This is a genomic window from Bordetella trematum (assembly GCF_900078335.1).
Classification (GTDB): Bacteria; Pseudomonadota; Gammaproteobacteria; order Burkholderiales; family Burkholderiaceae_B; genus Bordetella; species Bordetella trematum.
This window is the reverse complement of the sequence record NZ_FKBR01000011.1, coordinates 75,864-91,014: the sequence shown is the minus strand read 5'-3', so window position 1 is coordinate 91,014 and position 15,151 is coordinate 75,864. Positions and strand designations below refer to the sequence as shown.

Annotated in this window: 14 protein-coding genes; 2 read left to right on the top strand and 12 right to left on the bottom strand. The window is 66.9% G+C overall.

Annotated features, from left to right (window positions below; translation table 11 throughout):
• Positions 1-71 precede the first annotated feature (71 nt).
• Positions 72-2,132 carry a UvrD-helicase domain-containing protein gene (locus A7V84_RS04570; protein WP_025515181.1) on the top strand — a complete coding sequence of 687 codons (2,061 nt, stop codon included), beginning with the start codon at positions 72-74 and terminating at the stop codon, positions 2,130-2,132.
• Positions 2,133-2,171: 39 nt separating this feature from the next.
• Here A7V84_RS04570 and A7V84_RS04565 read toward each other — a convergent pair whose 3' ends face one another.
• The 10 genes from A7V84_RS04565 to A7V84_RS04520 form a co-directional block, all read right to left on the bottom strand.
• The gene (locus tag A7V84_RS04565) at positions 2,172-3,305 is read right to left on the bottom strand and encodes a M20 family metallopeptidase (RefSeq protein ID WP_025515184.1); all 1,134 of its coding nucleotides are present in this window, start codon (positions 3,303-3,305) and stop codon (positions 2,172-2,174) included.
• A 14-nt stretch (positions 3,306-3,319) separates the two neighbouring features.
• Positions 3,320-4,225 (bottom strand): alpha/beta hydrolase family protein, encoded by a 906-nt coding sequence (locus A7V84_RS04560; protein WP_025515186.1) that lies wholly within the window; start codon positions 4,223-4,225, stop codon positions 3,320-3,322.
• A 2-nt stretch (positions 4,226-4,227) separates the two neighbouring features.
• Positions 4,228-5,238 carry an ABC transporter ATP-binding protein gene (locus A7V84_RS04555; protein ID WP_063491622.1) on the bottom strand — a complete coding sequence of 337 codons (1,011 nt, stop codon included), beginning with the start codon at positions 5,236-5,238 and terminating at the stop codon, positions 4,228-4,230.
• On the bottom strand, positions 5,235-6,212 hold the full coding sequence (locus tag A7V84_RS04550; protein ID WP_025515189.1) for an ABC transporter ATP-binding protein: 978 nt from the start codon (positions 6,210-6,212) through the stop codon (positions 5,235-5,237). Before A7V84_RS04550 ends, A7V84_RS04555 begins: the two co-directional genes overlap by 4 nt.
• Complete coding sequence (locus A7V84_RS04545) at positions 6,209-7,129, bottom strand: ABC transporter permease (RefSeq protein ID WP_025515191.1); 921 nt, start codon at positions 7,127-7,129, stop codon at positions 6,209-6,211. The genes A7V84_RS04550 and A7V84_RS04545 overlap by 4 nt, the downstream gene beginning before the upstream one ends.
• Positions 7,130-7,140: 11 nt before the next feature.
• A complete protein-coding gene (locus tag A7V84_RS04540; RefSeq protein WP_025515193.1) occupies positions 7,141-8,118 on the bottom strand; it encodes an ABC transporter permease in 978 nt (325 codons plus the stop codon).
• 63 nt (positions 8,119-8,181) lie between these two features.
• Entirely contained in the window at positions 8,182-9,141 is a 960-nt protein-coding gene (locus A7V84_RS04535; protein ID WP_025515196.1) for a M14 family metallopeptidase, read from the bottom strand.
• Between the two features lie 132 nt (positions 9,142-9,273).
• Positions 9,274-10,899: an ABC transporter substrate-binding protein gene (locus tag A7V84_RS04530; RefSeq protein ID WP_025515198.1), complete on the bottom strand. Its 1,626-nt coding sequence runs from the start codon at positions 10,897-10,899 to the stop codon at positions 9,274-9,276.
• Between the two features lie 261 nt (positions 10,900-11,160).
• Entirely contained in the window at positions 11,161-11,394 is a 234-nt protein-coding gene (locus tag A7V84_RS04525) for a hypothetical protein (protein ID WP_033534935.1), read from the bottom strand.
• Positions 11,395-11,521: 127 nt separating this feature from the next.
• Positions 11,522-12,391: an NAD(P)H-hydrate dehydratase gene (locus tag A7V84_RS04520; protein ID WP_063491621.1), complete on the bottom strand. Its 870-nt coding sequence runs from the start codon at positions 12,389-12,391 to the stop codon at positions 11,522-11,524.
• A 76-nt stretch (positions 12,392-12,467) separates the two neighbouring features.
• Here A7V84_RS04520 and A7V84_RS04515 point away from each other — a divergent pair, with 76 nt between their 5' ends.
• Positions 12,468-13,301: an enoyl-CoA hydratase/isomerase family protein gene (locus A7V84_RS04515; protein ID WP_025515201.1), complete on the top strand. Its 834-nt coding sequence runs from the start codon at positions 12,468-12,470 to the stop codon at positions 13,299-13,301.
• Here A7V84_RS04515 and A7V84_RS04510 read toward each other — a convergent pair whose 3' ends face one another.
• On the bottom strand, positions 13,302-14,045 hold the full coding sequence (locus A7V84_RS04510) for an enoyl-CoA hydratase-related protein (protein WP_063491620.1): 744 nt from the start codon (positions 14,043-14,045) through the stop codon (positions 13,302-13,304). It lies immediately after the preceding gene.
• The gene (locus A7V84_RS04505; RefSeq protein WP_063491619.1) at positions 14,042-15,022 is read right to left on the bottom strand and encodes an NAD(P)H-dependent flavin oxidoreductase; all 981 of its coding nucleotides are present in this window, start codon (positions 15,020-15,022) and stop codon (positions 14,042-14,044) included. The genes A7V84_RS04510 and A7V84_RS04505 overlap by 4 nt, the downstream gene beginning before the upstream one ends.
• Positions 15,023-15,151 lie beyond the last annotated feature (129 nt).

Here is a 15,151-nt window from a genome sequence, read left to right as displayed (position 1 = left end):
GGCACCTGCAGCAGCGGCGAGTGCGGCCCAGGCCGCGAGTTTGAATTTTTTGCAATGGCGAGCGACGCTCCATGTCTACGGATACCCCTATTGGCCACGGCCTGAACCCGGCGCAGAAAGCCGCCGTGCTCTACCTGGACGGCCCCTGTCTGGTGCTGGCCGGCGCCGGCAGCGGCAAGACGCGGGTGATCACGCAGAAGATTGCCTACCTGCTGCGCGAATGCGGCTATATGGGCCGCAACGTGGTCGCGCTGACCTTCACCAACAAGGCGGCGCGCGAGATGGCCGAGCGCGTCAAGGAGCTGGTCGACCGGAAACTGGCCAAGGGCCTGACCATCAGCACCTTCCATGCGCTGGGGGTGCGCCTGCTGCGCGAGGAGGCGGCCAACGCCGGTCTGAAACCCAATTTCTCTATCCTGGATTCGGATGACGCCATCGCCATCATTCAGGACCTGCTGGCCACTACCGATCGCGCCCGCCTGCGCGAGGTGCAATCCATCATCTCCTTGTGGAAGAACGCCCTGCTCGACCCCGACCAGGCGGCCCAGGCGGCCATCACCCCCGGTGAGGTCGAGGCCGTGGCGGTCTACCGCAGTTATGCGGCGACGCTGGCCGCCTATCAGGCAGTGGACTTCGACGACCTGATCCGCATTCCGGCGCAATTGCTGGAGACCAACGAGGAAGTGCGCACGCGCTGGCAGAACCGGGTGCGTTACCTGCTGGTCGACGAGTACCAGGACACCAACGTCTGCCAGTACCGACTGGTGCAGTTGCTGACGGGGGACCGGGCCATGTTCACGGCGGTGGGCGACGACGACCAGGCGATCTATGCCTGGCGCGGCGCAACCATCGAGAACCTTGCCAAGCTGCCGGCCGACTATCCCAATCTGAAGCTGATCAAGCTGGAACAGAACTATCGCTCGGTGCAGCGCATCCTGGCGGCGGCCAACAATGTGATCGAACGCAATCCCAAGCTGTTCGAGAAGAAGCTCTGGTCGGAGCTGGGGGCAGGCGAGCCCATCACGGTCACGCCCATGGATGGCGATGAGCATGAAGCCGAGTCGATCGGCATGAAGATCTCGGCCTCGCGCTTCGAGCGCCAGGCGCAATGGAAAGACTTCGCCATCCTGTACCGCAGCAACCATCAGGCGCGCGTGCTGGAGCAGGCGCTGCGCAATCTGAAGATTCCCTACACCATCTCGGGCGGGCAGAGTTTCTTCGACAAAGCCGAGGTGCGCGATATCCTGGCCTACCTGCGCCTGATTGCCAATGACGATGATGATCCGGCCTTCATCCGTGCGGCCACCACGCCCAAGCGTGGCATCGGGCAGAGCACGTTGCAGACGCTGGGACAGTACGCCGCGCAGCGCGCGATTTCATTGCTGCAGGCGTGTTCCGAAGAGGGACTGCAGGCGCTGTTGGCGCCGCGCCAGCTGGAGCCGTTGCGTACCTTCGGCGAGTTCATCCGGCGCATTCAATGGCGTGCCGGCCGGGGCGCCGAAGGCGCCGCGACCCGTGCTGCCGAGCCGGCCGGTCCGCTGCTGGATGATCTGTTGCAGGCCATCCAGTACGAACGCTATCTGTTCGACCTGCTCGAAGAGCGCCCGGCGCAGACGCGCTGGCAGAACGTCATGGAACTGGTTTCCTGGCTCAAGCGCAAAGCCGACGAAGACGGCATGACGCTGTTTGAACTGGTGCAGCACGTGGCGTTGGTGACCATGCTCGAGCGCGGCGAGGAAGACGAGCCCGATGCGGTCAAGCTGTCCACGCTGCACGCTTCCAAGGGCCTGGAGTACCCGCATGTGTACCTGGCAGGGGTCGAGGAAGGGCTGCTGCCTCATCTGGGTCGCGACGACGAGGATATCGATCCGGAGAACGCCGGCACCATTCTCATGGGCCGGGTTCAGGAAGAGCGTCGCCTGATGTACGTGGGGATCACCCGGGCGCAGCGCAGCCTGCATCTGAGCTGGTGCCGCAAGCGCCGCCGCGCGCGCGAAGACCGCATCTGCGAGCCTTCGCGCTTCATCGAGGAAATGGGTTTGGCCGAACCGGGCATTGCCGAAGATCCGGCCACTGCCGCCATGAGCCCGAAGGAAAGGCTCGGCATGCTCAAGGCCTTGCTGAAAAAATAAGGCCGGCGTGCCCCAGGCGGCGCCGGCCCCGATGCTGCCTCAGGCCAGGTCGCGCAGCAGCAGATGCCAGAACTTGGCACGCATTTCCAGCGTGGAGATCTGGATGTACTCATGCAGCGTGTGCGCGCCGTCGCCATCGGCGCCCAGCCCGTCCAGCGTGGGTACGCCCAGCGCCGAAGTGAAGTTCGCATCGCTGCCGCCGCCGGTCATGGGGGCGTCTTCGAGCGGGAAGCCGGCCTGGGTGGCGTAACCCTGGGCCAGTTCCAGCAGCGCGCCCGAGGCTGCCGTCTTTTCCATTGGCGGGCGATTGAGCTGGACGTCGATGTCCAGTTCGACGTCGGGGGTGACGGCGCACAGCTCGCGCATGCGGCGCAGCACGTCCTGCGCGGCGCCCATGTCGGGCACGCGGAAGTCGACCACGCAGCGGCAATAGCCCGGCACGGTATTGGTGACGGTGCCCCCGGCGATCGTGCCGACGCTGACGGTCACGCCGCGCTCGTAGTCGGTCATGCCTTCCAGTGCCAGCACCTGATGGGCCATCTCGCGGATGGCGCTGCGGCCTTTCTCGTGCGCCATGCCAGCGTGGGCCGGACGGCCCTTGACGCCCAGGCGCAACATGCCGGTGCCCTTGCGGGCGGTGACGCACTTGCCGCCGTTGGGTCGGGCCGGCTCGCACACCAGCGCGTACTTGGCCTGCTTGGCCAGGTGCTCGATGTGGGGGCGCGAGGCATGGCTGCCGGTTTCTTCGTCGGGCACCATCAGGAAGTCGATGGGCAGGCGGGTGCCGCGGGCGTGGTCGGTCAGGCCCGTCATGCCGGCCAGGGCCAGCACGATGCCGGCCTTCATGTCGTAGCTGCCCGGACCATAGAGGCGGTCATCCTCGATGCGGCAGGGGTTGTCGCTCAAGGTGCCGACCGGGTGCACGGTGTCCAGGTGGCCGATGATGAGAATGCCCGGCGTGGTGTCGCCCGGGACGCGCGTGGTGGCATACACCATGGGGCCGACGTTGTCGCCCAGCGGCGTGAGCTCGACGCGCAGGCCCAGCCCGCGGGCGCGTTCCGCCGCCAGGTGAGCCATGGCGGTGATGCCTTCGACGTAGTGGGTGGGCGACTCGCATTGAATCCAGGTCTGGATTTCACTGACGAGGGCTTCGGTATTGGGCAGTTTGTTCATGGCTTTGTACGGATTCAGGCGGAATGATCGCCAGCCAGGTCGGCCAGCGTGGCGGCGTCGGGCATGCCGCCGTCAAACCACAGGTGGGCGGCGACGGCAGACATGGCACGACCATCGTGCCCGATGCCGGGCACGCTTTGCAAGCGCCAGCCGAAAGGCAGGCCCAGACGCTCGGCGGCCTGGCGGCCGGCCTCGAAGTAATGCTGGGCGCGCGCGTAGCGGTGCGGGCCCTGGCGCAGGGCTTCGGGCTGGGCCGGCAGGTTGGGGTCGCTGGTGTCGGTGTCCTGGTCGCCGGCCAGGATGATCATGGGATAAGCCAGCAGGCGGGCCAGGTGCTGATCGGTCAGGCCGACGCCGCCCATGCCTTCCGGATAGGGCAGTGTCAGGTCGGGCAGCGTGTACCAGCCCGGGTTGGCGGTGATGACGCCGGCGAACGGCGTATGCGGCTGCGAGCTCATCAGGCGATGCACGAACTGGCCGCCGGCCGAGTGGCCGAACAGATAGGCCGGCTGGCAGTTCGACACGCCCGAGGCGGCCAGGTCCCTGAGCACATTGGCGACCAGGGCGTAGGTCCAGCCATCGAGGTGGCGCGGATTGCCGCCGGCGCTGAAGGCGCGGCCGTTGTTGTAGCTTTCGACGCCCGGCCAGATCTCATTGGAGAAAGTCAGTGCCACGATCAGCAGGCGGTGCTTGTCGGCCGCGGGAATCCAGAAGTCGCGGTACTCGTCGCCGTTGCGCAGCACACCGTGCTGCACCACGACCACCGGGTCCTCGGGCGTGTAGCCGTACGGGCGATAGGTGTTCAGGGTGAAGGGACGATCGGCGTTGCGGTCGTCGTCGATGTACACAAAGCTGTTGCGTCCGGCATGGCCCAGTTCAATGGCCATGCGATCGACGTTGCTCAGTTCGGCGGGTTTCATATTCAGGCGGGAACGTCGTTGAGGTGACAGGCCGACACGTGGCCCGGAGCGATAGTCTTGAGGACCGGCACTTCTTCCTTGCAGCGCGGCATGGCATGCGGGCAGCGCGGATGGAAGGTGCATCCCGACGGCGGATTCAGGGGCGAGGGGATCTCGCCCCGGATCGGCGTGAAGGCGCGCCCACGCCGGCTCACGTCGGGCACTTCGGCCATCAAGGCTTGAGTGTACGGGTGATTGGGCCGGGCGAAGATTTCGCTGGCGCTGGCCTGCTCGACGATCTTGCCCAGATACATGATGGCCACCCGGTCGGAGATGTGGCGCACTACGCCCAGATCGTGGCTGATGAACAGATAGGTGAAGCCGTGCTGTTCGCGCAGGTCCATGAACAGATTGATCACCTGCGCCTGGATGGACACGTCGAGCGCGGCGACCGGTTCGTCGCACACCAGGAACTTGGGGTTGACCAGCAAGGCGCGCGCGATGCCGATGCGCTGGCGCTGGCCGCCGGAGATCTGGTGCGGAAAGCGATCGCGGTACTCGCGGTCCAGGCCCACCTCGGCCAGGGCGCGGTCCACCCGCTCGGGGATCTCGGCAGCCGGCACCAGCTTGTGCACCTTGAGCGCTTCGCCCAGGATCTGGTGCAGACGCTGGCGCGGGTTCAGCGAAGCCTGCGGATCCTGGAAGATCATCTGCACGCCCAGGGTATAGGCGAGCTTGTCGGCGCCGCTCAGCGTCTTGACCTCGCGGCCCTGGTAGAACAGCTGGCCGGCGCTGGCGCCATGCAGGCCTGCCACCACGCGGCCCAGCGTCGACTTGCCGCAGCCGGATTCACCCACCAGGCCGACCACCTCGCCGCGCGCCACCGACAGGGACACGCCGTTGACGGCGTGCACGGTGCGCCGGTCGATCGGTTTGCCGGCCAGGGAGAGCAGGCGCTGCGCCATATCGGGGCGGCTTTCAAAGCGCTTGTGGACGTCGCGCAGTTCGATAACGGGGGATTCGTTCTGGGTCATGCGGCCTCGCGGGCAAGCGGCACATAGCAGCGGAAGCTGCGCGAGCCTTCGTGGATGACGGCGGGAGGCTGCTCGGTGCAGCGCGGGATGGCATAGGGGCAGCGCGGCCGGAAGGCACAGCCCGAAGGGCGTGCCGACAGTGTGGGCGCCATGCCGTTGATCTGGTGCAGACGGGAGCCGGGTGGCGATTGCGCCGGCATCGAGTCGAGCAGGCCGCGCGTATAGGGATGGCGTGGCGCGTCCAGCACATCGTTGACCGGGCCGGCCTCGACGATGCGCCCGGCATACATCACGGCCACCTTGTCGGCCAGTTCGGCCACCACGCCCAGATCGTGCGTGATCCAGATGAGCGCGGTCTGGTGCTCGCGGCAGATCTCCTGCATGCGGTAGAGGATCTGGCCCTGGATGGTCACGTCCAGCGCCGTGGTCGGCTCGTCGCAGATGATCAGGTCGGGGCGGTTGAGCATGGCGATGGCGATGGCCACGCGCTGGCGCATCCCGCCGGAGAACTCGTGCGGATAGCTGTCCAGGCGTTTCTCTGGCGAGGGGATGCCCACCATGGCGAGCGCTTCGCGGCAGCGCTCCAGGGCCGCCTGTTTGGACACGTTCTCGTGCGTCAGGATGGCTTCGAGCATCTGCTCGCCGACCTTCAGCACGGGATTGAGCGTCATCAGCGGATCCTGGAAGATCATGGCGATGCGATTGCCGCGCAGCTGGCGCATCTGCTCTTCGCTGTACTTGCGCAGGTCCTGCCCCTTGAAGAGCACCTCGCCTTCGATGACTTCGCCGGGCGGGTCGATCAAGCCCAGCAGCGAGAAGCCGGTCACGGATTTGCCCGAGCCGGATTCGCCCACCAGGCCGACGATCTCGCCGCGCTTGACGGAAAGGTCGACGCCGTCGACCGCCGGCCAGGCGCCGGCTTCGGTATGAAATGCGGTGCGCAGGCCGCGCACATCGAGAATAGTGTCGCTCATGCTCGTCGCGGATCCAGGCTTTCACGCAGGCGGTCGCCCACGATGTTGATGGTCAGAATGAGGAACAGCAGGGCCAGGCCGGGGAACAGGCTGATCCAGTAGTCGCCCGACAGCAGGTACTGAAAGCCGTTGGCGATCAGCAGGCCCAGCGACGGCTCGGTGATGGGCACGCCCACTCCCAGGAACGACAGCGTGGCTTCCAGCACGATGGCATTGGCGATCTGCACGGTGGCGAACACCATCACCGGCGCCAGGCAGTTGGGCAGCAGGTGAAAGAGGATGATGCGCCAGGCGGGGAAGCCCAGGTTGGACGCTGCCTCGACATATTCCTTGCGCCGCTCCTGCAGCGCGCGGCCGCGCATGATGCGCGCGTAATGCGCCCACTGCACGATCACCAGCGCCAGGATGACCTTGTCCACCCCGCGCCCCATCATGGCCAGCAGCACCAGGGCCACCAGAATGGTCGGAAAGCCCAGGATGAAGTCCACCAGACGCATGATGATGGTGTCGACGATGCCGCCGGCATAGGCGGCGACCAGGCCGGCCAGGCTGCCGATGGCGGTGGCCAGGGCCACGGCGGTCAGGCCCACCATCAGGCTGATGCGCAGGCCATACAGGATGGCGCTGAGCATGTCGCGCCCCTGGTCGTCGGTGCCCAGCCAGTAGTAGCCGCCGTCGGTCATCGGCGAGTACGGTTCCAGGCGGCCGTCGAGCAGGTTGAGGTTGGCCAGGTCGTAGGGGTTCTGCGGCGCGAACAGCGGCGCCAGCATTACCACGGCGATCAGGATGACCAGCGCCGTGACCGAGCCGCGCACGGTCGGGCGGCTGTGCAGCCGCTTGAGGATGCGGGCGCGGGCCGGCGTTTCGGACAGCGGCGCGACGGTGCGCGTGCGGCCATTGCTAGGAGAAAGTGCCATGGCGAGTCACCTTATTGAGCGGGGGCGACCAGCTGCACGCGCGGATCGAGCGCAGCGTACATGATGTCGACGACGAGGTTGATGATGACGAAGATCAGCGTGACCAGCATCACGTAGGCCACCACCACGGGGCGGTCGAGCTGGTAGACGCTGTCGATCAGCAGCTTGCCCATGCCGGGCCAGGCGAAGACCGTCTCGGTGATGGTCGAATAGGCGATCAGCTGGCCGAATTCCATGCCGATCACGGTCACCACGGGGATCAGGATGTTGCGCAGGATGTGACGGCGCACGATGCGCCCGGGCTTGATGCCCTTGGCGCGCGCGAATTTCACGTACTCCTGCGATTGCGCCTCGCCCACGCCGGTGGCCGTCATGCGCAGGATCAGCGCAATGTTGGCCAGGCTCAGGTTGATGGCCGGCATGATCAGGTGCGACCAGCCTTCGGCCGAGAAGATCGACAGCGGAATGCCGAACACATTGATCGTGGGCCCGCGTCCCGAGGCCGGCAGCACGCCCAGCCAGACCGAGAACAGCAGGATCAGCATCATGCCCTGCCAGAAGTTCGGCAGCGAAAAGCCCAGCACCGAGCCGGCCATGATGCCCCGGCCCAGCGGTTGTTCGCGCTTGAGGCCGGCCAGCAGACCCAGCGGGATGCCCAGCACCACGGTCAGCATGATGGCCACGAACACCAGCTCGAAGGTCGCCGGAATACGTTGCACGATCAGTTCGATGGCCGGAATGCCATGGACGAAAGAATTGCCCAGATCGCCATGCAGGGCCCGCCACAGGAAGCGCAGGTATTGCTCCCAGACGGGCAGGTCCAGGCCCAGGCGGGTGATCATCGCCTGGCGGGCTTCCACGCTGGCTTCCGGGCTGACCAGCAGTTCGATCGGGTCGCCCACGGCGTAGACCGCCAGGAACACCACGACGGATACCGCCAGCAGGACAAACAGGCTCTGGATCAGCCTGCGAAGAATAAACAAGGCCACGTTTCGATTTCCTTGGTGGTCTTAAGGGAGGGCGGGCGCGCGGGGATGGCGCGCGCCCAAGGCTCAGGCCAGGGGCTGGGCCAGCCGGCACACCGTGACGCCCGGGCGCAGATTGGCCAGCGACGGCATGATGAGCACGCAGTTGTCGTAGGGCGTGGTCACGGGCTGTCCATCCGACCAGCCGATGATCGTGCCGGCCTCGGGCAGCGCCTGCAGACTTTGCCAGTCCTGGGCAAAACGGAAGTCCGTGCTGCGGGCGGCCACCGCATCGGTCACCCGCAAGGCTTGCGGCGCCCGTGTGGCCGGGCGCAGCCAGCCTTCGGGCAGATCGTCGGTGTCGATGAGCTCGCTGGCCAGCAGGAAGCGTGCCATGACATCCAGCGCCACGGCGCGGCTTTCGGGGGCGCCGTGAAAGCCGCACTCGATCAGCAGCGAACGGGTCTGCGGGTCGCCGTCGACGGCGAAGCGGCCGTAATCGCGCAGGCGCACGCCCGCCGCATGGCCGGCGTCGGCCACGACATGGGCGGGGCTGCCCAGCGCACAGGCCAGCTCGATGTTGCGCGGCGCCAGGCCCGAGAGCTGTAGCGGCTCGTCGGCGTTGCTCATCGAATGGAAGTCGAGCAGCCAGTCGGCGCGATCGACCCAGGGGCGCAGTTCGCGGGCGCGGCGCCGCTCCTGGCTGTCGCCGTCGGCCAGCTTGTCGGCGCTCCAGACACGGTTCATGTCTTCGTCCACGAAGCGTGAGCGGGCGTAGTCCGCCGGGTCGAAGCGGTCGAAGGCCGCCAGGTTGCAGAACGCCAGCGTCAGGGTGCCGCGCCGGGGGCGCAGCCCGCTGGCCAGCAGGGTCTTGAGCGCCCAGGCGCCGCACAGCTCATTGCCATGGATGAGTGCCGTCAGCAGGACCTGGCGGCCGCCTTGTCCTGAGTCGAAGTGCCAGACACCAGGGGTGGCGGTGTTGCCGAGGCGTTCCTGAGCCAGGTCGGGACAGGACAGTTCAAACGGGCGGGAGGGGGTATGGGACATAAAAACTCCGGAATGCGGGCGCGATTGTAAAAGCATCGCAATCGGCCCTCCAGAAAGGCACGAGGGCGCCACCATCGGCGGCGCCCTCGAGGTCGGGCCTCTCTGTCATGTACAGCGGCGGCCCGGCCCGGTTTACTTCTTGCTGGCGGGTTTCACCGAGTTGGCCAGCGTGTACTGGTCACGGCGCCCTTCATAGTCCAGCCCGTCGCGGAAGGCCCAGATGCTGCTTTCGAAGTGCAGCGGGATCAGCGGCACGTTGTCCAAGGCGATCTGCGTCGATTGCTGCAGCAGTTTTTCACGCTTGGCGGGATCGACCGTGCCGATGGCCTCGAGGTAGACCTTGTCGAAGTCGGCGTTCGAGAAACCGCCGTAGTTGCTGGTGCCCAGGCCCTTGGGCGAGTCCTGCGAGGCAACCCACAGCTGGAACAGGCCCGAGGCCTCGCCCACTTCGGAGGGCCAGCCGCCCATCGAGAGGCTGAACTCGCGCTTGGCACGCTTGGGGAAGTAGATCGAAGCGGTCATGGCGTCGACGTTGGCCTTGATGCCCACGCGCGACAGGTACTGCGCCACGGCCTGGACGATCTGGCCGTCGTTGACGTAACGGTCGTTGGTGCTGGAGAGCGTCACTTCGAAGCCATTCGGGTAGCCGGCCTCGGCCAGCAGCTTCTTGGCGCCTTCGGGGTCGTACTTGAGTTCGGGGGCGTTGGGCAGGCCGCCGAACATGCCGTCGGGCATGTATTGATTGGCGGGCGTGGCCAGGCCATCCATCAGGCGCGCCACGATGGTCTTGCGGTCGATGGCCATCGAGATGGCCTTGCGCACGCGCAGGTCCTGCAGCGGGTTCTTGCCGTCGGCCGACTTCACGAAGGGGCTGGGGTTGCGCGCCACGTCCGGCTGGAAAAAGATCAGGCGGGTCGAGGGCGTGGCCACATAGCCGAATTTGGGGTTGGACTTGATGCGCTGCAGGTCGCGCGCGGCCGGGTTCTCGATGACGTCGAAGTCGCCCGACAGCAGGCCGGTCAGACGCGGGCCCGCGTTGGGCACCGGCACGAACTTCACTTCCTTCCAGTGCGGCTTCTCGCCCCAGTAGTTGTCATTGCGCTCCAGCTCGATGCCGGTGCCCTTGACGTACGACTTCAGCTTGTAGGGGCCGGTGCCGATGGCGAACTTGCCATTGTTGAAGTCGGCCACCGTGGGCCACTTGCCCGTCACGCCGCAGCCGTTCTTGGGGTCGAACGTGAGCTTGCCGTGCTCGGTGATGCCGTTCCAGATGATCGGCAGGCTGCGGGCGAACTCGGCCGGCAGCAGCGGCAGCGGGGCGGCCGTCTTGATGATGACGGTGTACGGATCCGGCGTCTGCACATCGGCGATGCGCTTGGTCGTGTCCATGTACGACTGCGATACGTTGGTTTCGTTGTTCAGCGTGCGGCAGATGGTGAACAGCACGTCTTCCGAGGTGAACGGTTCGCCATTGGAGAACTTCACGTCGTCGCGCAGCTTGAACTCCCAGGTCAGGTCGTCCAGGTTCTTCCAGGACGTCGCCAGCGACGGCTGCAGCTTCATGTCGGCGTCACGGCCCACCAGCGAGTTGTAGACGTGGGCGGCGAAGGCGTCGTTCTGGGTCTGCTTGTGATAGTGCGGGTCGGCCGAGGTAGGCTCGGAGGACAGGGCGATCTTCAGCGACTGCGCCAGGGCGGCGCTGCCCGGCAGCGCCACGGCGCCTGCCGTCAGGGCGGCCATCAGAATGCGGGACTTCATGTTGGAGTACTCCAAATGGTTACCGCCCGGATTATTGATAGCCAATGGGGGCCTGTCAACGAGACCTCTGGCGCGATTTACCGTTATTTCATACGAATATTGAGGCTTTTCATCGGGGAGCGGCGGGCGACTGAGGATTATCCCTGAGTCCATGGCGCGGCCATGAAAAACGCCCCGCTTGAGGCGGGGCGTCGTTGCGGCAACGGGTAAGAGACCCGGACTGCCGCTGCCGTTGGCAGGCCGCTCAGGCCCTGCCGGGTATTACCACTGCGAACCCGTGTAGTGGGCGCTCTTGGCGCGCGCTTGGTTCATGGCGTCGTTGACTTCGTCGATGAAGGCGAACACACCGCGCACACCGCGGCCGATGCTGCCGGCCACGCGCTTGATGACGGCGACGGGGCGCAGGGCGGATTGTTCTTCCATCACACCGCGCAGCAGATCGCGCTCCAGGGAGTCGGTCAGGCGGGCATTGTGGTTCAGGGTCAGATCAGACATTGCTTTCTCCAGGTCTCGGTTTCTCTACTCAGTGAAAACCATTATAGGGAAAACCCTAGGCGAAAGCAAGAGCAATCCTAGGGAAAACCCTAGACGTCGTAAATTTGCGAACTTTCGACGGTATTTCTTAGAAATCAGCGACTTGCTTGTGTTGATTTCGCAACTGCCGGGCCGCATCGGCCAGTTCGCCTGCCGTCAGACCGATCGGCCCCACCCCCTGTGACACCAGGGCGTCGGCGGCCGCGCCATGCAGCCAGACGGCGGCCGGCACGGCCTGCTCGACGGGCAGGCGCTGAGCCAGCAGGGCGCCCAGCATGCCGGCCAGCACGTCGCCGCTGCCGGCCGTGGCCAGGCCCGGATTGCCGCTGGGGTTGCGCTGGCAACGGCCATCGGGCGCGCAGACCAGGCTGCCGGCCCCCTTGAGGACTATCCAGGCGCCATAACGCCGGGCCAGGCTGCGCGCTGCCGCCGGGCGGTCGGCCTGTATCCGGGCGGTATCGCAGCCCAGCAAGCGGGCCGCTTCCGCGGGGTGCGGGGTCAGGACAACCACGCCTGCGCCCCACGCCGGCGCCAGCGCGCCCCGGGCCAGCAGGTTGAGCGCATCGGCGTCCAGCACCAGGGCCGCGTCGGCCCGCTGGCGCAGCAGGCGGGTCAGCAGGCCGGCGGCGTGGTCGGTGGCGCCGATGCCGCAGCCGGCGGTCCAGGCGGTATAGGCCAGGGGCTCATCGAGCAGGCTGTCCGCGTCGCGCAACATCAACTCCGGCTGCAGCGGGTCGCAAGGCCACGGGCTGGGTTGTTGGGCCAGGCCAACCAGCACCTTGCCGGCTCCCAGTTTGAGCGCGGCCCGCGCGGCCAGCAGCGCCGCGCCGGTCATGCCCGGGCCGCCGCCCAGCACGCCCAGGGTGCCGAAGCTGCCCTTGTGGCTGTCGGTGGCGCGCGCCGCGAAAAGCGCGGGAAACTGGCGGGGCGAGATGAGGGTGGGGTTTGAGGCAGGCATGGAAACTCCGGCAGAGGGCTTTCCACTATAGTGGCCCAAAACGGCGCGCGCCTGGGCGTGCCTGATGGAGACCGACATGAGCCAAGACGACACGCTCGCGCACTATGCGCGCTATCAATCCCTCAAGCTGCGGCGCCACCCGGAAGGGGTGCTGGAGCTCATCATGGGGGCCAAGGACGCCAGCGGCAAGCTGTCCACGGCCGATCACCGCATGCACCGCGAGCTGGCCGATATCTGGCGCGACATCGACACCGATCCGCTGACCCGCGTGGTGGTGATACGTGGCGAGGGCAAGGGGTTCTCGGGCGGCGGCGACCTGGATCTGGTCGAAGACATGGCCGACAGCTTCGAGGTTCGTTCGCGTGTCTGGCGCGAGGCGCGCGACCTGGTCTACAACATCATCAACTGCAGCAAGCCGGTGGTCTCGGCCATGCACGGCGCGGCTGTGGGCGCGGGCCTGGTGGCCGGGCTGCTGGCCGATATCTCGATTGCCGCGCGCGATGCGCGCATCATCGATGGCCATACCCGCCTGGGCGTGGCAGCCGGCGACCATGCGGCCATTGTCTGGCCGCTGCTGTGCGGCATGGCCAAGGCCAAGTACTACCTGCTGTTGTGCGAAACCGTCAGCGGCGAGGAGGCCGAGCGTATCGGGCTGGTGTCGCTGTGCGTGGAGGAGCCGGAGCTGGTCGAGCGCGCCTTCGAGGTGGCGCAGCGCCTGGCGCGCGGTTCGCAGACGGCCATACGCTGGACCAAATATGCCTTGAACAACTGGCTGCGTCAGGCGGGCCCGACCTTCGATACTTCGTTGGCGCTGGAGTTCATGGGCTTTTCCGGGCCCGATGTGCGCGAAGGCCTGAGTTCGCTGCGCGAGCGCCGGGCGCCGAACTTTGCGCCCGACGCCCCGTTCTGATCAGCCGCGCTTGAAAAAGCGCGCAAAGGCGGCCTGAGCCTCCGCGCTGGCCAGCCGCTGCACGAATTGCTCCGCTTCCCGATCCAGCGTGGCGTGCAGTTCGGCCCGGCCCGGCCCGCGCAACAGGGCCTTGGTGGTGCGCAAGGCCTGGCGCGGCTGGGCCGCCAGCCGCCGGGCGGTGGCCTGTGCGGTGGCCAGGGCCTGCCCGCTTGCCGTCACCGCGCTGACCAGACCGGCCTGGCAGGCGGCCGTGGCATCGATCAGGTCGCCCAGCATCAGCCACTCGGTTGCCCGACGCGTGCCGGCGATGCCGGCCAGCAACTGACTGGAGCCGCCTTCCGGGCACAGGCCCAGCGCCACGAAGGGCAGGCGCAGGCGCGCCCCTTCACCGGCATAGACGAAATCGCAGTGCTGCAGCAAGGTGGTGCCCACGCCGACGGCATGGCCTTCGACGGCTGCCAGCACCGGTGCGTCGCAGTCGATCAGCGCGCGCAGAAAGACCAGGGCCGGGCTGTCGCCGGCGGGCCGCTCGCCCTGGAAGTCGCGCAGATCGTTGCCGGCGGTGAAGTGCTCGCCGGCGCCGGTGAGGATGACTGCCGCCACCCCGGCGTCGGCCTGCGCGGCGCGCAAGGCTTCGGCCAGCGCCAGATAGCTGGCGCTGTCCAGGGCGTTACGGCAATGGGGCCGGTTGATGGTCAGCGTCAGCACGCCGTCATCGTGCGCGCTCAGCACCGGGGCGCTCATGCAAAGCTCCGGGCGGCCATGCGCGCCTGCGCGCTGCGGTACTCGGCATGCAGCTGTTCGACGATCTCGGCGGCCGGACGCACGGCGGCGATGCTGCCCACGCCCTGGCCGGCGCCCCAGATATCCTTCCAGGGCTTGGCGCGCGTGCTGCCGAAGTTGGAGGAGCCGGCGCTGGGTGCCGGCAGATTGGCCGGATCCAGCCCTGCGTTCACGATGCTGGATTTCAGGTAGTTGCCGGGGATGCCGGTAAAGAACGGGGTGTACACGATGTCGCCGGCGCTGGAGGCCACCAGGGCCTCCTTGTAGTCCGGGCTGGCGTTGGCCTCGGTGCTGGCGATGAAGCGCGTGCCCATGTAGGCGAAGTCAGCGCCCATGGTCTGGGCGGCGAGCACGCCGGCGCCGGTGGCGATGGCGCCCGACAGGGCGATCGGGCCGTCATAGAAGCGGCGCACCTCGGCCAGCAGCGCGAAGGGGCTCAGCGCGCCGGCATGTCCGCCGGCGCCGGCGGCCACCAGGATCAATCCGTCCACGCCCGCCTCCAGGGCCTTCTCGGCATGGCGGATGGTCGTCACGTCATGCAGCACCTTGCCGCCCCAGCCGTGGATCTCGTCGACCAGATCGCCCGGCGCGCGCAGGCTGGTGATGATGTAGGGCACGCGATGACGTGCGCAATCAGCCAGATCCTGGTCCAGGCGGTCATTGGAGGTGTGGATGATCTGGTTGACCGCGAACGGCGCGATCACGGCCTGCGGGTGGGCTTCGCGGTGTGCGGCCAGGCCGCCCTGCACCTGATCCAGCCAGTCGCCCAGCAGCGTCTGCGGACGGGCGTTGAGGGCCGGGAAGGCGCCCATCACACCGCTGGTGCATTGCGCCACCACCAGTTCCGGGTTGGAGACGATGAACATAGGCGAGCAGATCACCGGCAGGCGCATCTGGCGATACAGGTCGGCGACCAGGGGATGGGACGGGGCGGTCATGGCTGTCGATTTCCGATGTTGAGGAAGATAAAAGGCAGGTTTATAATTACCTACCGGATGGCCGGTAATTAATTAGTCCGGACCATTTAACGGCAGTCGGCAAATCGCTGTCAATGCCGGCGCCGCCCG

Bases quoted from the DNA above. Each gene is read 5' to 3' on its own strand.
- A7V84_RS04505 (WP_063491619.1), bottom strand. From the start codon at position 15,022: ATGACCGCCCCGTCCCATCCCCTGGTCGCCGACCTGTATCGCCAGATG.
- A7V84_RS04555 (WP_063491622.1), bottom strand. From the start codon at position 5,238: ATGACCCAGAACGAATCCCCCGTTATCGAACTGCGCGACGTCCACAAG.
- A7V84_RS04530 (WP_025515198.1), bottom strand. From the start codon at position 10,899: ATGAAGTCCCGCATTCTGATGGCCGCCCTGACGGCAGGCGCCGTGGCG.
- A7V84_RS04535 (WP_025515196.1), bottom strand. From the start codon at position 9,141: ATGTCCCATACCCCCTCCCGCCCGTTTGAACTGTCCTGTCCCGACCTG.
- A7V84_RS04570 (WP_025515181.1), top strand. From the start codon at position 72: ATGTCTACGGATACCCCTATTGGCCACGGCCTGAACCCGGCGCAGAAA.
- A7V84_RS04510 (WP_063491620.1), bottom strand. From the start codon at position 14,045: ATGAGCGCCCCGGTGCTGAGCGCGCACGATGACGGCGTGCTGACGCTG.
- A7V84_RS04565 (WP_025515184.1), bottom strand. From the start codon at position 3,305: ATGAACAAACTGCCCAATACCGAAGCCCTCGTCAGTGAAATCCAGACC.
- A7V84_RS04520 (WP_063491621.1), bottom strand. From the start codon at position 12,391: ATGCCTGCCTCAAACCCCACCCTCATCTCGCCCCGCCAGTTTCCCGCG.
- A7V84_RS04545 (WP_025515191.1), bottom strand. From the start codon at position 7,129: ATGGCACTTTCTCCTAGCAATGGCCGCACGCGCACCGTCGCGCCGCTG.
- A7V84_RS04560 (WP_025515186.1), bottom strand. From the start codon at position 4,225: ATGAAACCCGCCGAACTGAGCAACGTCGATCGCATGGCCATTGAACTG.
- A7V84_RS04515 (WP_025515201.1), top strand. From the start codon at position 12,468: ATGAGCCAAGACGACACGCTCGCGCACTATGCGCGCTATCAATCCCTC.
- A7V84_RS04550 (WP_025515189.1), bottom strand. From the start codon at position 6,212: ATGAGCGACACTATTCTCGATGTGCGCGGCCTGCGCACCGCATTTCAT.
- A7V84_RS04525 (WP_033534935.1), bottom strand. From the start codon at position 11,394: ATGTCTGATCTGACCCTGAACCACAATGCCCGCCTGACCGACTCCCTG.